Genomic DNA, 22,219 nt, shown 5'->3' with positions numbered 1-22,219 from the left:
AATTCATCGTTCTGAAGCAGGTCGCTGTGCGCCCTGCGAGAAAAAGCGCCGGTGATTGACCACCGGCATGCGCGCCCGTATCGACGCCTGTTCATTGCTGTCGCGTTCGGCCACCAACACCGCTTCGCCTTGATCCTGTTGGACCAACACCCGCCCCCAGGGGTCGACAATCGCCGCGTGCCCGTGGGTTTCCCGTGGCCCCGGGTGCACACCGCCCTGGGCAGCCGCGAGCAGGTAACACTGGGTTTCGATGGCCCGTGCACGAATCAGCACATCCCAATGCGCGGCCCCGGTCACCGCCGTAAACGCCGAGGGCGCGCTGATCAACTCAGCACCCGCCGCGCGCAACTCACTGTACAGCTCGGGGAAGCGCAGGTCATAGCACACCGTCAGCCCCAGGCGCCCCACCGGCGTATCCGCCACCACCACGTTGCTTCCGAAAGCATAGTCGTCGGATTCGCGATAACGACCCCGGGCATCCGCCACATCCACATCGAACAAATGCAGCTTGTCGTAACGGGCGACGATTTCACCGCAGTCGTCGATCAACAGCGAACAGGCGTTGGGCTTGGCGTTCGGTTGGTCCTTGGGTGGCAACGGTAGTGTGCCGGCCACTATCCATAAGGTGAGGTCGCGGGCGGCCTGTTTCAACCATGGCAGGATCGGGCCTTCACCCAGGGCCTCGGCCCGACCAATGTCAGCCATGTCACGGCGGCCCATGGCGGCAAAGTTCTCCGGCAGTACCGCAAGCCTGGCGCCATCCGCCGCCGCGCGTTCCAGCAGGCGGCGTGCCTGGGCCAGGTTCGCCAGCACGTCACTCTGGCTGACCATTTGAATTACCGCAAAGGACATGGGCCGACACTCCGTAAAGGGCATGGGGCCATGCTACTCCACAGCCTCTCAGTTTGGCTTTTCAAATGGCTTGTCGAAGGTGATTTTCGGGTCTTTCCACGGGCCTTGCACGGTGTACTGCACGCTGGCGAAGCGCGATACCCGGTCGCCGATCAGCTTGTCGATCAGAAACAATGCGCCGCCAATGGCCGGCGCGCCGACAATCAACGCCGCGATAGGCAGGTTGTTGGTGACCGGCAGCGTCACCAGCAACTTGGCATCGACGCGATCCGCCACCAGATCCAGGGTGCCGTTCAGCTCAAGGTTGGTGGACGGCCCGGTCATGGTGATGGGCTCACGGGTCACGAACACGCCGTTACTGGCCGCCAGCAAGCCCTTGACCCGGTCATAGCTCAGGCCCTTGCCGAGCAAGTCGGAGAAGTCCAGGCGCAAACGACGGCCGATGGAGTTGAAGTTAAGCAGGCCGAACACCCGCAGTGCCTGGGCGCCACCTTCCACTTCCACGAACTGGCCTTTACGGAACGCTGCGTCCAGGCTACCGGAGAACCGCTTGGGCCCAACCCAGGCGGGCGAACCGGGCCAGCGGCCATCCACGTCCAGGTGGAAGTCCTCGCTGGTTACCGTGGGCGCGAAGCCCCAGCCTTTGAGCACGTCGGCAATGTTCTTGCCGTCCAATCGCCCCTTGTACCAACTGCTGCTGGCCCCCGGCGCGCCTTCCCAACCACCGGCGCCGTTGAGTTGCATGCCCTTGAGGCCCAGGTCCAGGCTGTTGAAGGCCAGGCCCTTGGCGGTCGGCCGGACTTTCAGCGACCACGCGCCCACCAGGTCCGGGCCCTGGAAGAGTTGATCGATGGCGATATCCAATGCCGGAATATCCTTGGGATCGATATCGGCCAACGGGTCCGGCGCGTTCTCGTCCGCCTGTACGGTCGGGTCGACCGCAGGCAGCTTCACGTACTGCAGATTGATTGCGATAGGTGCGCCCTTCGCGTCCGGCAGGTTGACCGTGCCCTTGGCTTGCTGGCTGTCGAACTGCAGGCCCCAGGCCACGGGCTTGCGATCCAGTTGCAGTTTGACCTGATCGAACTGAGTACCAAACCCAGTCAGCTTGCCTACCTTGAAATCAGCGCCACTGAGCAGTTGCTTGGCATTGCCGCCCGGATCGTTACCGGCGTAGCGGTTGGCGAGTTGTTTCCACGGGTCGATGTCCAGCTCCGAAAGCACCCCGCGAATGCGCAGGCCCTTGGCGCCGGGCAACACCGCGTCGCCATCGCCGAGGAACAATTCGCCGCGGCCCTCATTGAAGTTGTCCGGCGGTGCCGCAAACGTGAAGTTCGCCAGCTCACCGTAGTCAAACCAGTAACGCCGTTCATCGCCCTGCAAGGTCATGCGGAACGTGCTGTCACGGCCCTGGCTCGCCGGCATGCCAAACGGCGCCGGCAGGTCCACCGCGACGCCCTTGAGGTTGGAGTTGACCATCAACTGGCTGTCCGCGCCGTCCAGGATCACCTGCAACTGGTACGGAATATCGCCGGAGACCGGCAGCGGCTGGCTGATTTTCAACCAGTCGGTGAGCCGCTTGACCGTCACCTGCCCCTTGGCGGTAACGCGGGTGTTGATATTGCCGGGTGTGCCCTCGGCAAAAATCTGCGCGGTGATCGGACGGTCGAACGCCTGGGCCGAAATATTCTGGCCGCTCAGGCCCTTGGCGCTGTCGAAACGGAAGTCACCCTTGAGCTGGGTCAGGTCCAGGGTGGGCTCCGCCAGTTGCAGGCGCGCCTTGTCGGTCTTGAAGTCGACCACGATCTTAGGCTCGGTGCCCTTGGCCAGGGGCACGTCCAGGTCCAGACTGCCTTGCAGGTTGCCCTCGCCCTTCCAGCCCGCAAAGGTGGATGCGGTGCCGATGGGAGCTTCCTGGAGGATTTTCAAACCGTCGCCCAAACCACCGGAAAATCCGCCGGTGAGCAGCAGGTGGCTGTCCTTGCCGGCCGGCGCGTGGGGGATATTGACGTAGACGTCCTTGACCTGGGTATCGAGCAGTTGGCCCTTGCTCGCCAGGATACGCACGCCGCTCTCCTCGACGAACACCTCACCATTGACCTTGTTCACATGGGGCCAACCCGGCTGGAAGGCCAGCTCGGCATCATGCACCTTGAAGAACAGGCTGATATTGCGCGAAGCCGGCAATGCGTTGTGGCTCAGGGAGCCCTGGTACTGGAAAAAACCTTCGTCTACCGCGCCTTTGAGGATCGCCGTGCGCAACCATTCATCCAGCGCCGGACTCAGCACTGCCGGTAAATATTTGGGGGTAAAACGACCATCGCCATCGACCATGCCGACCCGCAGGTCCATGTAGTCCTCCTGGCTATGGTCGAAATGCAGGCGAATCAGGAAATCCGCCGCGACCTTGCCTTCCTCCCCCAACACCTTGATATACGGCGCAATCAGGGTGAAGCCCTGCTTGTTCAACGTCCAGGTCAGGCGCGCATTGGCCTGGATGTATTGCCATGGCTTGGCGAAGATCGGGAACAGGTGCAGGGAGAAGTCCTTGCTGTCCATGCGCAACTCGCCATGGCCCAGGTCGCCGCTGATGCTGCCGGACACGTTGCGCGCAGCCGGCGCGCCGAAGTACGCGTCAAAACCGACACGCTCGAGGTTGGCAGCAAAACTGACTTTTTGATCAGTGGTGTCCTGGGGGCGGAAGTCCACCAGCACATTGCGCAACAGGCCGGTGGCTTTCAGGTGCTCGACGGCCTTGGCGAACCCTTCCGGCAGCGGCGCCAGGGCATTGAGCAATGGCGTGATGGGGGTCAGGTCGAGCCGATCGGCCTGGAGTTTCCACTCTTCCTGGGTTTTATCAGTGGCCAGGCTCTGCTGCAGTTGCATGCGCGATTCCCAACGGGTTTCGCCGATGTTCATCGCCAGCGAATCCAACAGCACCTTGAGGCCGCTGTCGCTGCGTTGCACATACGCGGTCAGGGCCAGGTTTTCGATATGCACCGGCTGACGCTCGGCATAGCTGCCCTTTACCTGCGGCGAATTGAGGCGCACCACCGCGCTTTGCACGGTGCCGTTGGCCCAGTTGAGCCAGAACTCACCGCCGGCCTTGAGCTGGGTGAGCTTCCATTCTTGGGTCAGTCGGGACGGAATCCACTTGGCCCAGTCGCTTTGAGGCAGGCTCAGGTAGGCCTCGACCTCGGCGTCTTTCCATTGGCTGGCGCGTATACGGCTGCGCAGGCTCAGGGCGAGCGGTTGGCCGTCGGGTAACGTCAGGCGCGCGTCCAGGCGTTGCCGGGCCATGCCGGTGTGCAGGCTCAGGCCTACATACGTCACGGTCACCGGCGCCCGGTCGAACGGTTGCAAGGTCACCTGGCTGTCGAGCACGGAGACGCGCTTGACCATTTGCATACGGGTGAGCAGTTGTTGCGGGTCCAGTGACGGGCTGTCTTGTAACGGCAAGCCCTGCAGCGTCCAGCGCCCGTCCTGGTCTTCCTTGACGCTCAGCTGCACGCCGCTGACTTGCAGATGGGCGATGCGCACTTCACGGGCCATCAGGCTGGCCCAGAGGTCGGGCACCACCTCGACCTGGTCCAGGCGCAACGCGCTGCTTCCCTCGCCGACCATCACGTCGTGGGCCAGCAAGATCGGCGCAAAGCCGCTCCAGCGTCCTTCGAGGCTACCGATATGCACCGGCATCTGCACCGCAGCCTGGGCCTTGGTTTCGACTTCAGCGCGGTATTCGGCCACCAGCGGGGTCAATTCACGCCCCAGGCTCACGTACACCGCAGCCAATACCAGCAGCAAGGCACACAGGCCCAGCCCCCAACGGGTCAAAGCGGCAAAAAAGCGTATCAGACGCTCCATGTCAGGCGACCCTCAAAGCGGTAGTCGGACGACAGATCATTGCCTGTCGGTCTCGGAAAAGAAAAACGAATGGGGATCAGAGCAGCACCACGTCGTATTGTTCCTGGGAATACATGGTTTCGACCTGAAAACGAATAGTGCGCCCGATAAACCCCTCCAGTTCGGCGACGTTGCCCGACTCTTCGTCGAGCAGGCGGTCGACCACTTTCTGGTTGGCGAGCACTCTATAACCTTCAGCCTGATAGGCGCGTGCCTCCCGTAGGATTTCACGGAAAATTTCGTAGCAGACCGTTTCCGGGGTTTTCAATTTACCCCGGCCCTGGCAACTGCTGCAGGGTTCGCACAGCACTTGCTCAAGGCTCTCGCGGGTGCGCTTGCGGGTCATCTGCACCAGGCCCAGCTCAGTGATGCCGATGATGTTGGTCTTGGCGTGATCGCGCTCCAGCTGTTTTTCGAGGGTGCGCAGTACCTGGCGTTGGTGCTCTGCGTCCTCCATGTCGATGAAGTCGATGATGATGATGCCGCCCAGGTTACGCAGGCGCAGTTGGCGCGCAATCGCCGTGGCAGCTTCGAGGTTGGTCTTGAAGATGGTCTCTTCGAGGTTGCGGTGCCCCACGAACGCGCCCGTGTTGACGTCAATGGTGGTCATGGCTTCTGCCGGGTCCACCACCAGGTAGCCACCGGACTTGAGCGGGACCTTGCGCTCCAGGGCTTTCTGGATTTCGTCTTCGACGCCATACAGGTCGAAGATCGGTCGCTCGCCCGGATAATGCTCGAGGCGGTCGGCAATTTCCGGCATCAGCTCAGCGACAAATTGCGTGGTGCGCTGGAAGGTTTCCCGCGAGTCGATGCGAATTTTCTCAATTTTCGGGCTGACCAGATCGCGCAAGGTACGCAACGCCAGGCCGAGGTCTTCATAGATGACGCTTGGCGCGCCAATGGTCTGAATCTGCGCCGCGATCTGGTCCCACAGACGTCGCAGGTAGCGGATATCCATCAGGATTTCATCGGCGCCCGCCCCCTCGGCGGCGGTACGCAGGATAAAACCACCGGCTTCCTTGATGCCCTCGGCAGCTACACAGTCGCTGACCACCTTCTTCAGGCGCTCGCGTTCGGCCTCATCCTCAATCTTGAGGGAAATACCGACATGGGCCGTGCGCGGCATATACACCAGGTACCGCGACGGAATCGACAGTTGGGTAGTCAGCCGGGCGCCCTTGGAACCGATGGGGTCCTTGGTGACCTGCACCACCAGGCTCTGCCCTTCGTGCACCAGGGCGCTGATACTTTCCACCGCCGGGCCTTCACGCAGGGAGATTTCCGAAGCATGAATGAAGGCGGCGCGGTCCAGGCCGATGTCGACGAACGCCGCCTGCATGCCCGGCAATACGCGCACCACCTTACCTTTATAGATATTGCCGACGATCCCGCGCTTCTGGGTGCGCTCCACATGCACTTCTTGCAGAACACCGTTCTCTACCACCGCCACGCGCGATTCCATCGGCGTGATATTGATCAGAATCTCTTCACTCATGGCTGGGTCTCGTTCAGGCGTTTTCACAATAGTGACCGATCGCTTATGGCTTGGCGCGCAAGTAGAGGCGTTCAGCGCGCGGTAAGGTTTTGCCAACAGGGTATGCCGAATTGGCCGAGCAGTTGCGCGGTTTCGCACACCGGCAGGCCGACTACGGCGGAATAGCTGCCATTGAGTCCGCTCACGAACACCGAGCCCAGCCCCTGGATAGCATAGCCGCCGGCTTTGTCCTGGGGTTCGCCACTGTGCCAGTAGGTCGTAGCCTCCTGGACAGAAATCTCACGAAACCCCACGCGACTGCTTACACATCGGGTTTCACAGCGCTGGCCGTCGGTAACGGCGATAGCCGTGAGGACTTCATGCTCGCGCCCCGCCAAGGCCATCAACATTGCCAAGGCATCGGTCTGATCCACCGGCTTGCCAAGAATCTTGCCATCCACGATCACGGCGGTATCGGCACCCAACACGCAGATGCCTGCGCTGTGCTCGAGCACAGCCAGACCCGCCGCTGCCTTGCTGCGAGCCAGGCGCTCGACATAGGCGACGGGGGTTTCGTCAATAAGAGGCGTTTCATCGATGGCGGCGCTGACCACGGTGAAAGGCACACCGATCTGGGTCAACAACTCACGTCGCCGCGGGGAACCCGAGGCCAGATAAAGCACATTCATTGCAGACTCTCCCTGTAGGGTTCGGTAACCAGGCAGAGCCTCGCAATCCGTCAATTGATTTTGTAGCGACGACGTAGCCCGCGCAGGCCGAAGCTGACCCAAGGCCATAGCAATGCACTGACCAGGGCCGGCAATACCAGCGCGAGAGTAGGCTGGCGATTGCCGGTCAGGGCGCTGAGCCAGAGCTGAACCAACTGCGCCAGGCCGAAGATCACCAGGATCACCAGGCACTGCTGCCACATCGGGAACATGCGCAAGCGCTGCTGCAACGACAGCACCAGGAAGGTGATCAGGGTGAGGATCAACGCATTCTGGCCGAGCAAGGTGCCATAGAGCACATCTTCCGCCAAGCCCAGGCACATCGCCGTGACCATGCCTACCTTGTGCGGCAGGTTCAACGACCAGAATGCCAGCAGCAGCGCCAGCCACAGCGGGCGCAGGATTTCCATGAATTGCGGCAGCGGTGAAACACTGAGCAACAAGCCGATGGCGAAGGTCAGCCAGACAATCCAGCCGTTGCGCGAATGAGTACTGGCCATTATTCCTCCCTCTGCCGCGTGGTGGCCGGGGCGGTTGTCGCAGGCCTGGCGGCAGGCGCGGTGGTCGCCGCCGGTTTCGCCGGGCGTGCACTGTGTGCAGCCGGCTTGGCCGGTGTGGCAACAGGCGCTGCGGTTGCGGGTACGACCGCAGGCGCCGGTGGCCCCACGAACGCCGGTTTCGGCACGGTGGCGGGAATCACAGGCGCGGTGCCGTTCTGCTTGTCTTCCGCTTCCTGGGCCTGCGCGGCGTCATTGGCACGCTCTTCCGGGGTGCGGTTATCGCTGAACACCAGCAACAGATAGCGGCTGCGGTTCAGCGCGGCGGTCGGTACGGCACGCACAATGGCAAACGGCTGGCCGGAATCGTGGATGACCTCCTTGACCGTCGCCACCGGGTAGCCCGCCGGGAAACGCTGACCCAGGCCGGAGCTGACCAGCAGGTCGCCTTCCTTGATGTCGGCGGTATCGGCCACGTGCCGCAACTCCAGGCGTTCCGGGTTACCGGTGCCGCTGGCAATCGCGCGCAAGCCGTTGCGATTGACCTGCACCGGAATGCTGTGGGTGGTGTCGGTCAGCAGCAAGACGCGCGAGGTGTAGGGCATCAGTTCAACCACCTGGCCCATCAGGCCACGGGCATCGAGCACCGGCTGGCCGAGGACCACGCCGTCGCGCTCACCCTTGTTGATGATGATGCGATGGGTAAAGGGATTGGGGTCCATGCCGATCAACTCGGCCACTTCGACCTTTTCGTTGACCAATGCCGAAGAGTTGAGCAACTCGCGCAGCCGCACGTTCTGCTCGGTAAGGGCCGCGAGCTTTTGCATGCGGCCCTGCAACAGCAGGTTTTCGGTCTTGAGTTTTTCGTTTTCGGCAATCAGCTCGGTGCGGCTGCCGAATTGGCTGGCCACGCCCTGGTAGAGACGTTGCGGCAGGTCGGTGATCCAGTAAGTCTGCATCAACACCAGCGACATCTGGCTACGCACAGGCTTGAGCAGCGCAAAACGGGCGTCGACCACCATCAGCGCGACCGAAAGCACGGTCAGCACCAACAAGCGCACGCCCAATGAGGGGCCTTTGGCGAAGAGCGGTTTAATAGGCCGCTCCTCCCAGGCAAATGTTCTCTTTATTCATACGGCATCAAACCGGCCTGGATGCAGATTGAAGAAGATAAACGCCAGCAGGCAGCACTGCAAAGTGCTGCCTGCCGGCCGAGCATGAACCATCCAGGCAAGCTTATTCGCTGGAGAGCAGGTCCATGGTGTGTTTATCCATCATTTCCAGTGCACGACCACCGCCGCGAGCCACGCAGGTCAGCGGGTCCTCGGCGACGATCACCGGCAGGCCGGTTTCCTGGGCCAGCAACTTGTCGAGGTCGCGCAGCAAGGCGCCACCACCGGTCAGTACCAGGCCACGCTCGGCGATATCGGAAGCCAGCTCCGGCGGCGACTGCTCCAGGGCGCTCTTCACCGCCTGAACGATGGTGGCCAGGGACTCTTGCAGAGCCTCCAGCACTTCATTGGAGTTCAGGGTGAACGCACGTGGCACGCCTTCGGCCAGGTTGCGGCCGCGAACATCGACTTCGCGAACTTCGCCGCCCGGGTAAGCGGTGCCGATTTCCTGCTTGATGCGCTCGGCGGTGGATTCGCCGATCAGGCTGCCGTAGTTACGACGCACATAGGTGATGATCGCTTCGTCGAAGCGGTCGCCGCCGACACGCACGGATTCGGCATACACCACACCGTTCAGGGAAATCAGGGCGATCTCGGTGGTACCACCACCGATATCCACCACCATCGAACCGCGCGCTTCTTCAACCGGCAGGCCGGCGCCGATTGCGGCGGCCATCGGCTCTTCGATCAGGAACACTTCGCGGGCACCGGCACCAAGGGCCGATTCACGGATGGCACGACGCTCCACCTGGGTGGACTTGCACGGGACGCAGATCAGCACACGAGGGCTGGGCTGCAGGAAACTGTTTTCGTGAACCTTGTTGATGAAGTACTGCAGCATCTTCTCGCAGACACTGAAATCGGCGATCACGCCGTCTTTCATCGGACGAATGGCAGCAATATTGCCTGGTGTTCGGCCGAGCATCCGCTTGGCCTCGGTGCCAACGGCAACGACACTTTTCTGATTACCATGGGTCCGAATGGCCACAACCGATGGCTCATTCAGGACGATACCGCGCTCGCGCACGTAAATAAGGGTGTTGGCAGTGCCCAGGTCAATGGAAAGATCGCTGGAAAACATGCCACGCAGTTTCTTGAACATGGGAAAGGGACCCTAGGCAACGCGTGGGTAAAAAAGTGCGGCAAACTCTAACAACGACAGGGATTTTGGGCAAGGCGCCAATGTGCTAAATTGGCCGACTTTCTGTGCACCAACCCCCACAATCGCGGCCTTATGACCGTAGAAATGCGGTAGTGTTCCGACAATCTAACACACGGACGCCTTCCGTTCTGTTTTCCACTGGAGAATCCCATGGCGCTTGAACGCTCCGACGTGGAAAAAATCGCGCATCTGGCCTCGCTTGGCCTCAATGACGCCGATCTTCCACAGACCACCGCAGCCCTGAACAGCATTCTCGGGCTGGTTGACCAAATGCAGGCCGTCGACACCGACGGCATCGAGCCCCTGGCTCACCCGCTGGAAGCCAGTCAGCGCCTGCGCGCAGACGTCGTGACCGAGCGCAATAACCGCGAGGCCTACCAGTCCATCGCGCCAGCGGTCGAAAACGGCCTGTACCTGGTTCCGAAAGTCATCGACTAAAGGGAAAGAGCCTTTCATGCATCACATGACTCTGGCCGAGATCGCCCGCGGTCTCGCCGACAAAACGTTTTCTTCCGAAGAGCTGACCAAGACCCTGCTGGCGCGCATCGCCGCGCTGGACCCCAAGGTCAACAGCTTCATCAGCCTCACCGAAGAGCTGGCCCTGAGCCAGGCCAAGGCCGCCGACGTGCGTCGCGCCAACGGTGAGAACGGCGCGCTGCTGGGCGCTCCGATCGCCCACAAAGACCTGTTCTGCACCCAGGGCATTCGCACCAGTTGCGGCTCGAAGATGCTCGACAACTTCAAGGCGCCCTACGACGCCACCGTGGTGTCCAAGCTGGCCGCCGCCGGGGCCGTGACCCTGGGCAAGACCAACATGGACGAATTCGCCATGGGTTCGGCCAACGAGTCGAGCTACTACGGCGCGGTGAAAAACCCGTGGAACCTGGACCACGTACCCGGCGGTTCGTCCGGTGGGTCGGCCGCCGCCGTTGCCGCGCGCTTCCTGCCGGCCGCCACGGCCACCGACACCGGTGGCTCGATCCGCCAACCGGCAGCCTTCACCAACCTCACCGGTTTGAAGCCGACGTACGGTCGCGTGTCCCGCTGGGGCATGATTGCCTACGCGTCGAGTCTCGATCAGGGTGGCCCTCTGGCCCGAACGGCTGAAGACTGCGCGATATTGTTACAAGGTATGGCCGGCTTCGATAAACAGGATTCCACCAGCATTGATGAACCGGTGCCGGACTACAGCGCCAGCCTGAACACGTCGCTCAAGGGCCTGCGCATCGGCGTGCCCAAGGAATACTTCAGCGCCGGTCTCGACCCACGTATCGCCGACTTGGTGCACAACAGCATCAAGGAGCTGGAAAAGCTCGGCGCCGTGATCAAGGACATCAGCCTGCCGAACAACCAGCACGCGATTCCCGCCTACTACGTGATCGCCCCGGCTGAAGCGTCCTCCAACCTGTCGCGTTTCGACGGTGTGCGCTTCGGCTATCGCTGCGAAAACCCGAAAGACCTCACCGACCTGTACAAGCGCTCCCGCGGCGAAGGCTTCGGCGTGGAAGTACAACGCCGGATCATGGTCGGCGCCTACGCCCTGTCGGCTGGCTACTACGACGCGTACTACCTCAAGGCGCAGAAGATCCGCCGCCTGATCAAGAACGACTTCATGGCAGCCTTTGAAGAAGTCGACGTGATCCTCGGTCCAACCACGCCGAACCCGGCCTGGAAGATCGGCGCCAAGACCGGCGACCCGATCGCCGAGTACCTGGAAGACCTTTACACCATCACCGCCAACCTCGCGGGCTTGCCGGGCTTGTCCATGCCCGCCGGGTTCGTCGATGGCCTGCCGGTCGGCGTGCAATTGCTCGCCCCGTATTTCCAGGAAGGCCGCCTGCTCAATGTGGCGCACCAGTACCAGTTGAACACCGACTGGCACACTCGCACCCCTACCGGCTTCTGAGGAGAACACTATGCAATGGGAAGTTGTGATCGGGCTGGAGATTCATACCCAGCTCGCCACCCAATCGAAGATTTTCTCCGGTAGCGCCACCACGTTCGGCGCAGAACCCAACACCCAGGCCAGCCTGGTCGACCTGGGTATGCCAGGCGTGCTGCCGGTGCTGAACCAGGAAGCGGTGCGCATGGCGGTGATGTTCGGCCTGGCGATTGACGCCGAGATCGGCCAGCACAACGTGTTCGCGCGCAAGAACTACTTTTACCCGGACCTGCCCAAGGGCTACCAGATCAGCCAGATGGAACTGCCGATCGTCGGCAAGGGCTACCTGGACATCCCGCTGGAAGACGGCACCATCAAGCGTGTCGGCGTGACCCGTGCGCACCTTGAAGAAGACGCCGGCAAGAGCCTGCACGAAGAATTCCCCGGCGCCACCGGTATCGACCTGAACCGTGCCGGCACGCCTTTGCTGGAGATCGTCTCCGAGCCGGACATGCGCAGCGCCAAGGAAGCCGTGGCCTACGTCAAGACAATCCACGCGCTGGTGCGCTACCTGGGCATCTGCGACGGCAACATGGCTGAAGGTTCGCTGCGTTGCGACTGCAACGTGTCGATCCGCCCCAAGGGCCAGGTCGAGTTCGGCACCCGCTGCGAGATCAAGAACGTCAACTCGTTCCGCTTCATCGAGAAGGCGATCAACAGCGAAGTGCGTCGCCAGATCGAGCTGATCGAAGACGGCGGCAAAGTCATCCAGCAAACGCGCCTGTATGACCCGAACAAAGATGAAACCCGCGCCATGCGCAGCAAGGAGGAAGCCAACGACTACCGTTACTTCCCCGATCCGGACCTGCTGCCGGTGGTGCTGGAGGACTCGTTCCTCAACGATATCCGCGCCACCCTGCCGGAACTGCCACAGCAAAAACGCGAACGTTTCCAGGCGCAGTTCGGCCTGTCGGTCTACGATGCCAGCGTCTTGGCGTCCAGCCGTGAGCAAGCCAACTACTTCGAAAAGGTCGTGAGCATTGCCGGCGACGCCAAGCTGGCGGCCAACTGGGTGATGGTCGAACTGGGCAGCCTGTTGAACAAGCAGGGCCTGGAAATCGACGCAGCGCCGGTGAGCGCCGAACAACTGGGCGGCATGCTGCTGCGCATCAAGGACAACACCATCTCCGGCAAAATCGCCAAGACCGTGTTCGAAGCGATGGCCGCCGGTGAAGGCAGCGCCGATGACATCATCGAGAAGCGTGGCCTCAAGCAAGTCACCGACAGCGGCGCTATTTCGGCCGTGCTCGATGAAATGCTCGCGGCGAACGCCGAGCAGGTCGAACAATATCGCGCGGCTGACGAAGCCAAGCGCGGCAAGATGTTCGGCTTCTTTGTTGGTCAGGCGATGAAAGCATCCAAAGGCAAAGCCAACCCGCAACAAGTCAACGAATTGCTCAAAAGCAAGCTTGAGGGCTGATAGCGGTGAAGGAGCCGAGTGAGTGTTCATGCTCGACTCGGACCTCCTGTGGGAGGGGGCTTGCTCCCGATAGAGGTGATTCAGTCAACACATCAGTGGCTGACCCACCGCTATCGGGAGCAAGCCCCCTCCCACATTTGATACGGGAATACCTGGAATGAAGCGTCTACTCGGCCTCCTGGCTGTCTTTTCCCTGCTGACCGGTTGCGCCAACGGCCTCATCGATCCCAACGGCTATGACGAAACCGGCACCGCCTCCTATTACGGCGCCAAGCACCATGGCAAACGCACCGCCAGCGGTGAAGCGTTCAACCAGAACGGTCTGACCGCCGCCCACCGGCGCTTGCCCTTCGGTACTCAGGTCAAGGTCACCAACCTCGACAACAACCGCTCTGTGGTGGTGCGTATCAATGATCGCGGCCCCCACACCCGCGGCCGCCTGATCGACCTTTCACGCAAGGCTGCCGAGCAACTGCGTATGCTCGGCAGCGGCACCGCGCGGGTTCGCCTGCAAGCCCTGAACAACTGATCGAGGCAGCCTTGAGCATTTTTGGATTGAACGCCCTCTCACCCTGGAGCCTGCTCGAACTGGTCAGCGGCTTGCTGCTGTTGATCGTCGGTGCTGAAATCCTGGTGCGGGCCGCAGTGCGCCTGGCCGCCAGCCTCAAGGTGCGGCCGTTGATCATCGGCCTGAGCATCGTAGCCTTCGGCAGCAGCGCGCCACAGATGGCCGTCAGCCTGCAGGCCACCCTGGCCGGCAACACCGACATTGCCGTGGGCAGCGTAATCGGCAGCAGCATCTTCAATATCCTCGTCACCCTGGGCCTGTCCGCGCTGATTATTCCGTTACGGGTGTCGCGCCATTTGGTGCGTCTGGATATTCCGGTGATGATCGTCGCCGGCCTGCTGGTGTTCGTCCTGGCTGCCAACGAGGCGCTGACGCCGTTCGACGGCCTGCTGCTGCTGGTTGCGCTGTTGGCCTACCTCGGTGTGCTGCACTACCAGACGCGCCACTCGCGTCGTCCACGCACGCTGGCCAGCATGACCAAGGCACCCTGGCTGAGCAGCGTGCTGTTGATGCTCGGCGGGTTGTTGGTGCTGGTGCTGGCCGGGCATTTGCTGCTGGGTGCGGCCGTAGAGGTGGCGGGCGATTTGGGCTTGTCGGAGCGCGTCATCGGCCTGACGCTGATCGGCGTTGGCACTTCGCTGCCCTGCCTCGCCACCTCGTTGATTGCCGCCCTGCGTGGCGAGCGCGAGATCGCCGTGGGCAATGTGATCGGCAGCAACCTGTTCAACCTGCTAGGCGTGCTGGGCTTCACCGCCCTGGTGGCGCCTGCGCCGCTGTCGGTCTCGCCCAACGCGCTGGACTTCGACCTGCCGGTCATGCTCGGCGCCATCGTCCTGTGCCTGCCGGTGTTCTATACCGGCTACCGCGTCACGCGGGCAGAAGGCCTGGTGTTGCTGGGGCTGTATCTGGCGTATGGCCTGCACGTCATGGCGTTTACCACCGGCATGCCCCTGGCCACCAAGCTTGAACACTTGATGCTGTTTTACGTCTTGCCGGCGTTAGGGGTGGGGCTGTTGTTCACGTCGCTGCGCGCCTGGCACCGCCAACACAAGAGGGAATCGCAATGACCGCTCAGAAAAGAGCTTAGATCCAGCCACCGGCCTGCAACACGAAGATCCCGATATTGGTGGTCACCGCCGCCATCAGCGTGGTGATCACGATAATCGCCGCCGCCAGTTCATGATTGCCTTCGGCGGCCCTGGCCATCACAAAGCTTGCGGCCGCCGTCGGCGCGCCAAAGTACAGGAACAAAATCCCCAGCTCCGGCCCCCGGAACCCCAGCAGCCACGCGCCCCCTGTGGCGATCACCGGCAGCCAGACCATCTTCATCAGGCTCGCGCTCAATGCCATCTTGCCGCTCTTGCGCAGCGCCGCCAGGGACAGGGTGCCGCCAATGCAGATCAACGCCAACGGCAAGGTGGTGTCGGCCAGGTACTGCAGGGACTTTTCCAGCCAGCCGGGCAGGCCGATCTGGAAATAGGCGAACGGCGCCGCGACGAACACGCTGATGATCAGCGGGTTGGCCACCACACTCTTGAAGATGCTCCATGGGTCGGACTTGATCACCGGGCTGTACACCGCCAGCACAATGGTCGACAGGGTGTTGTAGAACAGGATCACCAGTGCCGCGAGGATCGCTCCGAGGGAGATACCATAGTCGCCGTACATGCTGGCAGCCAGCGCCAGGCCGATCACCCCGTTATTGCCACGAAACGCGCCCTGGGTGTAGATGCCGCGGTCTTCACGCTTGCAGCGAAAAATCGCCCAGCCCCACGCCATGGCAAAGCTCACCAGCGTGGCCACGGCAAAGTAGATCAGCAAACCCGGCTTGAGCGCCGAATGTAGGTCGGCATGCAGGATGCCCAGGAACAGCAGCGCCGGCATGGTGACATTGAACACCAGGGACGAGGCGGTATGGATAAAGTTGTCGTTGATCCAGCGGATGCGCTTGAGCAGCACACCTAGGAAGAGCATGGCGAACACCGGCGCGGTGATGGTGAGCGTGGTGAGGAAGATTGCCAGCATGCCGGGGAGAACCTTGGTGAGCGTCGTTAGTTGGCTAATGATAAGCCATACAGCTCAATGGTGCCTGTTAGACCGCTATCGGGGGCAAGCCCCCTCCCACAGTTGACCGAGTTCCAGCATTAGAACGCGGTCGAATGTGGGAGGGGGCTTGCCCCCGATTGCAGGCGACTCGGTCTCAGGTAATCGGCGCCGGGTTGAACAACGTGATGTCGTTATGCAGCTTGTGCCGCTCCGCCCACGTCTGTTTCTTGCCGCTGGCCACATCCAGGTAGAAGTGAAACAGCTCCCAGCCCAGCTCCTCGATGCTCGCGCGCCCGGTGGCGATGCGCCCGGCGTCGATATCGATCAGGTCCGGCCAGCGCTGTGCCAGTTCGGTGCGTGTCGACACCTTGACCACCGGCGCCATCGCCAGGCCGTAAGGTGTGCCACGCCCGGTGGTGAACACATGCAGGTTCATGCCCGCCGCCAGTTGCAAGGTGCCGCACACAAAGTCACTGGCCGGGGTCGCGCAAAAAATCAGGCCCTTGCCCTTGACGCGCTCGCCTGGGCCGAGCACGCCGTTGATCGCGCTGCTGCCGGATTTGACGATGGAGCCCAACGACTTCTCGACGATGTTCGACAACCCGCCCTTCTTGTTGCCCGGCGTGGTATTGGCGCTGCGATCCGCCTCGCCCTTGGCCAGGTAACGGTCGTACCAGTCCATTTCCCTGACCAGCTCCTGGGCAACTTCTTTGCTCTCAGCCCGAGACGTCAGCAGGTAAATAGCGTCACGGACTTCCGTCACTTCGGAAAACATCACCGTGGCCCCGGCACGCAACAACAGGTCTGACGCATACCCCAGCGCCGGATTGGCGGTAATGCCGGAAAAAGCATCACTGCCGCCGCATTGCATGCCCAGGATCAGCTCGGACGCGGGCACCGTTTCGCGGCGGCGCTGGTCGAGCTTTTTCAAGCGCACCTCGGCCAGCGCCATGATCTGCTCGATCATCTCGGTAAAGCCGTGGCTGGAATCCTGCAACCGGTACAGCCAAGGCTCGCTCAGGTCGACGGAGCTGTCGTTGTCGTGCATCACTTGCCCGGCCTGCAGTTTCTCGCAGCCCAGGCTGATCACCAGGGCTTCGCCGCCCAGGTTCGGGTTACGCGCCAGGTTGCGCACGGTACGGATCGGGATGTAGGCGTCCGTGGCCGTGATCGCCACCCCGCAGCCGTAGCTATGGGTCAGCGCCACGACGTCATCGACGTGCGGGTACTTGGGCAGCAATTCATCCTTGATGCGCTTGACGGCATGGTCCAGCACGCCGGTCACGCACTGCACCGTGGTGGTGATACCGAGGATATTGCGCGTGCCCACAGTGCCATCGGCATTGCGGTAGCCCTCAAAGGTAAAACCCTCCAGCGGCGCCTGGGTTTCAGGCACCTCGGTGGACAACGGCAGGCTGTCCAGCGGCGGCGCGGTGGGCATGCGCAACTGGTCTTCCTGCACCCAGCTGCCACGCGGGATCGGCGCCAGCGCGTAGCCAATGGTCTGGCCATAGCGAATGATCTGGCCGCCTTCGGGAATGTCTTCCAGGGTTACCTTGTGGCTCTGAGGGATGAACTCCACAGTGACCAGGCCGTCCGGGAATTCGGTGCCGGCCGGGACGCCCTGGTCGTTCACCACGATCACTACATTGTCGCGCTCGTGCAAACGAATCGAGCGCGGCGAGTCGGCATGTTCAATCAACTGCATCACACGAACCTCAGGAATGCGCTTCGGTTAGGTTGGTCAACTCAGGGCCCTTGGCTGGCGGCTCTTTGAGTACTACACGCTTGATCGGGCCGACGATGACCAGGTAGCTGAACACCGCCACCAGCGCGTTGGCGCCGACGAACACCAGCGCCCACTTGAACGAACCGGTGGTGGCGATGATGTAGCCGATGACAATCGGCGTGGTGATCGACGCCAGGTTACCGAAGGTGTTGAACAAGCCGCCACTGAGGCCGGCGATTTGTTTCGGCGAGGTGTCGGACACCACCGCCCAGCCCAGTGCGCCAACGCCCTTGCCGAAGAAGGCCAGCGCCATGAAGCCCACCACCATCCATTCAACGTCGACGTAGTTACACGCAATGATGCTGCTGGACACCAGCAGGCCGGCAATGATCGGCGCCTTGCGAGCGAAGGTCAGGGAATGGCCTTTGCGCAGCAGATAATCAGAAATCACCCCGCCCAGCACGCCGCCGATAAACCCGCAGATGGCCGGCAGCGAGGCGATGAAACCCGCCTTGAGGATGGTCATGCCACGGTCTTGCACCAGATACACGGGGAACCAGGTCAGGAAGAAGTAAGTGATGCCGTTGATGCAATATTGGCCCAGGTACACGCCTAGCATCATGCGGTTGGTCAGCAACTGGCGGATATAATCCCACTTCGGTCCGTCAGTTTTCTTACCCTTGCCCTTGTCTTGGTCCATATCGACCATTGCGCCGTTGGCCGCGATGTAATCGAGCTCGGCTGTGTTGATCATCGGATGTTGACGCGGGCTGTGGATAACTTTCAGCCAGATCAGCGAGAACACGATGCCAATCACGCCCATCACGATAAACACGTGCTGCCAGCCGAAGCGGTAAACGATCCAGCCCATCAGCGGTGCAAACAACACCGTGGCGAAGTACTGCGCCGAGTTGAAGATCGCCGAGGCCGTACCGCGTTCGGCCGTAGGGAACCAGGCCGCCACAATCCGTGCGTTACCCGGGAAGGATGGCGCTTCGGCCAGGCCCACCATGAAGCGCAGCATGAACAGCGCAACCACGGCCGTGGAGATACCGAACTCACCGACATAGCCTTGCAGCACGGTGAACAGTGACCAGGTGAAGATGCTCAGGGCATAGACTTTTTTCGAACCGAACCGGTCGAGCAGCCAGCCGCCGGGAATTTGCCCGGCGACGTAGGCCCAACCGAATGCAGAGAAGATGTAACCGAGGGTGACCGCGTCGATGCCGAGGTCTTTTTGCAGGCTGGAGCCGGCGATGGCGATAGTTGCCCGGTCGGCGTAGTTGATCGTGGTCACCAGGAACAGCATGAGCAGGATCAAATAGCGGACGTGGGTCGGCTTGGTCGCTTGCATGTAGAAGTACTCCCACTAATTATTTTTTTTGCGGGTAATTGTCTTGTTGTGTGCCGCCCCCTGTAGGAGCGAGCTTGCTCGCGAAAAGCGTCAACGAATACGCGGGCATTCAGGATGCACGCGGTGCCCTTGAGTTTTTCGCGAGCAAGCTCGCTCCTACAGGGATGCGAGTCTGTGTTGCGTATTACGAACCGATGTAGCTGGTTTTCACCACGGTGTAGAACTCTTGCGCATAGCGACCCTGCTCACGCGAACCGTAGGACGAACCCTTACGGCCACCGAACGGAACGTGGTAGTCCACGCCGGCGGTGGGCAAATTGACCATGACCATGCCGGCCTGGGAATGACGCTTGAAGTGGTTGGCGTACTTCAACGACGTAGTGGCAATGCCCGCCGACAAACCGAACTCGGTGTCGTTGGCCATGGCCAGCGCCGCCTCGTAGTCGGCCACGCGCACCACGTTGGCCACTGGGCCGAAGATTTCTTCACGGCTGATGCGCATGGCGGCTTCGCTGTCGGCAAACAGCGTCGGCGCCAGGTAGTAGCCTTCGGTGTCGCAGGTCACCAGACCGCCACCGCTGACCAGCCGCGCACCTTCGCTCTGGCCGATGTCGATGTACTTCATGTCCTGGTCCAACTGGGCCTGGGAGACCACCGGGCCAATGTCGGTACCGCTGTTGAGTGCGTGGCCGACTTTGATCGACTTCATGCGCTCGGCCATGGCCGCGACGAACTGGTCGTGGATGCCGGCGGTGACGATCAGGCGGCTGGATGCAGTGCAACGCTGGCCGGTGGAGTAGAACGCGCTCTGCACCGACAGCTCGACTGCCTGCTTGAGGTCGGCGTCGTCGAGAATGATCTGCGGGTTCTTGCCGCCCATTTCCAGCTGCACTTTGGCTTGGCGCGACACACAACTGACGGCGATCTGACGGCCCACGCCCACCGAACCGGTGAAGCTGATGCCGTCGACTTTCGGGCTGTTGACCAACACATCGCCCACTACACGGCCGCTGCCCATCACCAGGTTGAACACCCCGGCAGGGAAACCGGCGCGGGAAATGATGTCGGCCAGGGCCCAGGCACAGCCGGGCACCAGCTCGGCCGGCTTGATCACCACACAGTTGCCATAGGCCAGGGCCGGGGCGATTTTCCAGGCCGGGATGGCGATCGGGAAGTTCCAGGGGGTGATCAGGCAGACCACGCCAAGGGCTTCACGGGTAACTTCTACATTGACGCCCGGGCGCACCGACGGCACGTAATCGCCGGACAGGCGCAGGCATTCACCGGCGAAGAATTTGAAGATGTTACCGGCGCGGGTCACCTCACCGATGGCTTCGGGCAGGGTCTTGCCCTCTTCCCGGGCCAGCAGGGTACCAAGCTCTTCACGGCGGGCGAGGATTTCGCTGCCGACTTTGTCCAGCGCATCATGGCGCGCCTGGATGCCGGAGGTGGACCAGGCCGGAAATGCGGCGCGGGCGGCCTCGATAGCGGCGTTGACTTGGGCGACATCGGCCTTGGCGTATTCGCCAATCACATCGGAAAGGTCCGACGGGTTGATATTGGTGCAGTAGTCGGTGCCGGTAACCCATTCACCGTTGATGTAGTTCTCGAAACGTTTTGCTTGGGACACGAATCTTCTCCTGACGCAAAAGGCCGCTGATTGCTCAGCGGCCTTGTTGATAAGTTATTGCGCGCCTTGCTTGTCGATCAGCGCGGCCAGGGCTTCGTATTCTTCCGGCAGCAGGTCGGTCAGCGGGGTGCGCACCGGGCCGGCGTCATAGCCGGCGATTTTCGCACCCGCCTTGACGATGCTCACGGCGTAACCGGCCTTGCGGTTACGGATGTCCAGGTAGGGCAGGAAGAAATCGTCGATGATCCGGGAGACAGTGGCGTGATCATCCTTGGCAATCGCGTGGTAAAAATCCATCGCGGTTTTCGGGATGAAGTTGAACACCGCCGAGGAGTACACCGGCACGCCCAGGGCCTTGTAGGCAGCGGCGTAAACCTCTGCGGTCGGCAGACCGCCGAGGTAGCTGAAACGGTCGCCGAGACGACGGCGGATCGACACCATCAACTCGATGTCACCCAGGCCATCCTTGTAGCCGATCAGGTTCGGGCAACGCTCGGCGAGGCGCTCGAGCAGCGGCGCGGTCAGGCGGCAGACATTGCGGTTGTACACCACCACGCCGATCTTGACCGACTTGCACACCGCTTCAACGTGGGCGGCAACCCCGTCCTGGCTGGCTTCAGTCAGGTAGTGCGGCAGCAGCAGCAAGCCCTTGGCACCCAGGCGCTCGGCCTCTTGAGCGTATTCGATGGCCTGGCGGGTCGCGCCCCCGACACCGGCAAGAATCGGCACGCTGGTGGCGCAGGTATCAACAGCGGTCTTCACCACTTGGGAATATTCGCTGGCGGCCAGGGAGAAAAACTCACCGGTGCCGCCCGCAGCGAACAGCGCGGTGGCGCCGTATGGGGCAAGCCATTCCAGACGCTTGATATAGCCCGCCTGGTGAAAGTCACCCTGGGCGTTGAAATCGGTCACCGGAAAAGACAGCAGACCGTGGGAGAGGATGGACTTCAGTTCTTGTGGATTCATTATTCGAACACCCTGGGTAAAGACTTTCTGTCGAAAGGTTATTGTTGGTTTTGGCGATGTCGTACGTCATCGTACAACTATAAAAAGATTCGTCAACTGCAAATCGTCAGTGTTCACCTCAAGCTTGCCGATGAAGCAGAGTTCTTGATCTACGGGTTTTTCCTCAACTCTCGGCCTGACTGTATATGCACACAGCCAACTAGAACGATGTCTTACGACAGAGCGCGGCCTTGCAACAGGCGGTGGCCGCTCATCAAACCGATACCGACCAGGCATTGGAAATGGCGTACGCCATGAATTGCGGCGCAAGGATGTGAATGATCTGAACGACAAGCTGGACAGATGATGGGGGGCGGTGGAGTACGCACAAGTTACTCAAGGATGACAAAACCGGCACGCCTCTTCCGTGGCTGGGCAGGACCATGGCCGCGCTTGATACCGCTCGTCAGAACTGTGAATTCTGACAGTACCCTCCCCACCCCCAGGCCCCCTAACGTGGTCAAGCCCACATGCACTTGCAGGGAGCATAGGCAACGTGCGGGCACTACCCTATTTTGTTCCTGCTCAATGAGGCTTGATCATGACAACTAAAATCCCGGTCAAATTCAAAGGCACCAAGAAAAATAGCACTGCGAACATTAGTATTGAGGAATTACCGAACAAAGGTGATTTTCTGAGTATGGATGGGCAGGTTTGGGAAGTACTGAAAAAGACGTTCGTCTATGACGCTGATGGCAGCGTTACAGGAATAGAATTCGATCTAGCCTGAACACGTC

The 22,219-nt window shown here is 61.4% G+C and carries 18 protein-coding genes; 6 read left to right on the top strand and 12 right to left on the bottom strand.

The features are described 5' to 3' along the window. Positions 1-3: 3 nt before the first annotated feature. From C4J92_RS04595 to mreB, 7 genes are all read right to left on the bottom strand, one after another. Complete coding sequence (locus C4J92_RS04595) at positions 4-852, bottom strand: carbon-nitrogen hydrolase family protein (RefSeq protein WP_124403087.1); 849 nt, start codon at positions 850-852, stop codon at positions 4-6. Positions 853-900: 48 nt separating this feature from the next. Further along, a complete protein-coding gene (locus C4J92_RS04590; RefSeq protein ID WP_124403086.1) occupies positions 901-4,716 on the bottom strand; it encodes a YhdP family protein in 3,816 nt (1,271 codons plus the stop codon). A 76-nt stretch (positions 4,717-4,792) separates the two neighbouring features. Continuing rightward, positions 4,793-6,250 carry a ribonuclease G gene (gene rng, locus C4J92_RS04585; protein WP_124361301.1) on the bottom strand — a complete coding sequence of 486 codons (1,458 nt, stop codon included), beginning with the start codon at positions 6,248-6,250 and terminating at the stop codon, positions 4,793-4,795. 71 nt (positions 6,251-6,321) lie between these two features. Then, entirely contained in the window at positions 6,322-6,918 is a 597-nt protein-coding gene (locus tag C4J92_RS04580; protein WP_124403085.1) for a nucleoside triphosphate pyrophosphatase, read from the bottom strand. Between the two features lie 50 nt (positions 6,919-6,968). Beyond that, the gene (mreD, locus tag C4J92_RS04575) at positions 6,969-7,457 is read right to left on the bottom strand and encodes a rod shape-determining protein MreD (RefSeq protein ID WP_124361299.1); all 489 of its coding nucleotides are present in this window, start codon (positions 7,455-7,457) and stop codon (positions 6,969-6,971) included. Continuing rightward, complete coding sequence (gene mreC, locus C4J92_RS04570) at positions 7,457-8,551, bottom strand: rod shape-determining protein MreC (protein ID WP_124365830.1); 1,095 nt, start codon at positions 8,549-8,551, stop codon at positions 7,457-7,459. Before mreC ends, mreD begins: the two co-directional genes overlap by 1 nt. A 139-nt stretch (positions 8,552-8,690) precedes the next feature. Further along, a complete protein-coding gene (gene mreB, locus C4J92_RS04565; protein ID WP_002555108.1) occupies positions 8,691-9,728 on the bottom strand; it encodes a rod shape-determining protein MreB in 1,038 nt (345 codons plus the stop codon). A 210-nt stretch (positions 9,729-9,938) separates the two neighbouring features. On the opposite strand from mreB, the gene gatC reads away from it, so the two are divergent. The 5 genes from gatC (at position 9,939) to C4J92_RS04540 (ending at position 14,785) form a co-directional block, all read left to right on the top strand. Next, positions 9,939-10,226, top strand: a complete 288-nt coding sequence (gatC, locus tag C4J92_RS04560) for an Asp-tRNA(Asn)/Glu-tRNA(Gln) amidotransferase subunit GatC (RefSeq protein ID WP_005784804.1) — start codon at positions 9,939-9,941, stop codon at positions 10,224-10,226. 16 nt (positions 10,227-10,242) lie between these two features. Further along, entirely contained in the window at positions 10,243-11,694 is a 1,452-nt protein-coding gene (gene gatA, locus C4J92_RS04555) for an Asp-tRNA(Asn)/Glu-tRNA(Gln) amidotransferase subunit GatA (RefSeq protein WP_124365829.1), read from the top strand. Between the two features lie 10 nt (positions 11,695-11,704). Further along, on the top strand, positions 11,705-13,150 hold the full coding sequence (gene gatB / locus C4J92_RS04550) for an Asp-tRNA(Asn)/Glu-tRNA(Gln) amidotransferase subunit GatB (protein ID WP_124403084.1): 1,446 nt from the start codon (positions 11,705-11,707) through the stop codon (positions 13,148-13,150). Between the two features lie 157 nt (positions 13,151-13,307). Beyond that, a complete protein-coding gene (locus tag C4J92_RS04545; RefSeq protein ID WP_124361295.1) occupies positions 13,308-13,679 on the top strand; it encodes a septal ring lytic transglycosylase RlpA family protein in 372 nt (123 codons plus the stop codon). A 50-nt stretch (positions 13,680-13,729) separates the two neighbouring features. Then, a complete protein-coding gene (locus tag C4J92_RS04540) occupies positions 13,730-14,785 on the top strand; it encodes a calcium/sodium antiporter (protein WP_164487560.1) in 1,056 nt (351 codons plus the stop codon). Between the two features lie 16 nt (positions 14,786-14,801). On the opposite strand, the gene C4J92_RS04535 is transcribed toward C4J92_RS04540, so the two are convergent. The 5 genes from C4J92_RS04535 to kdgD form a co-directional block, all read right to left on the bottom strand. Beyond that, the gene (locus C4J92_RS04535) at positions 14,802-15,743 is read right to left on the bottom strand and encodes an AEC family transporter (RefSeq protein WP_124403083.1); all 942 of its coding nucleotides are present in this window, start codon (positions 15,741-15,743) and stop codon (positions 14,802-14,804) included. A 175-nt stretch (positions 15,744-15,918) separates the two neighbouring features. Continuing rightward, positions 15,919-17,472: a galactarate dehydratase gene (garD, locus tag C4J92_RS04530; protein WP_124403082.1), complete on the bottom strand. Its 1,554-nt coding sequence runs from the start codon at positions 17,470-17,472 to the stop codon at positions 15,919-15,921. Between the two features lie 10 nt (positions 17,473-17,482). After that, positions 17,483-18,847, bottom strand: a complete 1,365-nt coding sequence (locus C4J92_RS04525; protein ID WP_124403081.1) for an MFS transporter — start codon at positions 18,845-18,847, stop codon at positions 17,483-17,485. 184 nt (positions 18,848-19,031) lie between these two features. After that, positions 19,032-20,477 carry an aldehyde dehydrogenase family protein gene (locus tag C4J92_RS04520; protein ID WP_124403080.1) on the bottom strand — a complete coding sequence of 482 codons (1,446 nt, stop codon included), beginning with the start codon at positions 20,475-20,477 and terminating at the stop codon, positions 19,032-19,034. Between the two features lie 54 nt (positions 20,478-20,531). Then, positions 20,532-21,443 carry a 5-dehydro-4-deoxyglucarate dehydratase gene (gene kdgD, locus C4J92_RS04515; protein WP_057724545.1) on the bottom strand — a complete coding sequence of 304 codons (912 nt, stop codon included), beginning with the start codon at positions 21,441-21,443 and terminating at the stop codon, positions 20,532-20,534. Between the two features lie 580 nt (positions 21,444-22,023). Between kdgD and C4J92_RS04510 the strand changes: the two genes are divergently transcribed. Then, positions 22,024-22,212 carry a hypothetical protein gene (locus tag C4J92_RS04510; protein ID WP_124403079.1) on the top strand — a complete coding sequence of 63 codons (189 nt, stop codon included), beginning with the start codon at positions 22,024-22,026 and terminating at the stop codon, positions 22,210-22,212. Positions 22,213-22,219: the final 7 nt, after the last annotated feature.

The organism is Pseudomonas sp. R3-18-08 (assembly GCF_003852065.1).
In the GTDB taxonomy this organism is placed as follows: Bacteria; Pseudomonadota; Gammaproteobacteria; order Pseudomonadales; family Pseudomonadaceae; genus Aquipseudomonas.
The sequence above is the reverse complement of the archived record's forward strand: the minus strand, read 5'-3'. Positions and strand labels throughout refer to the sequence as shown.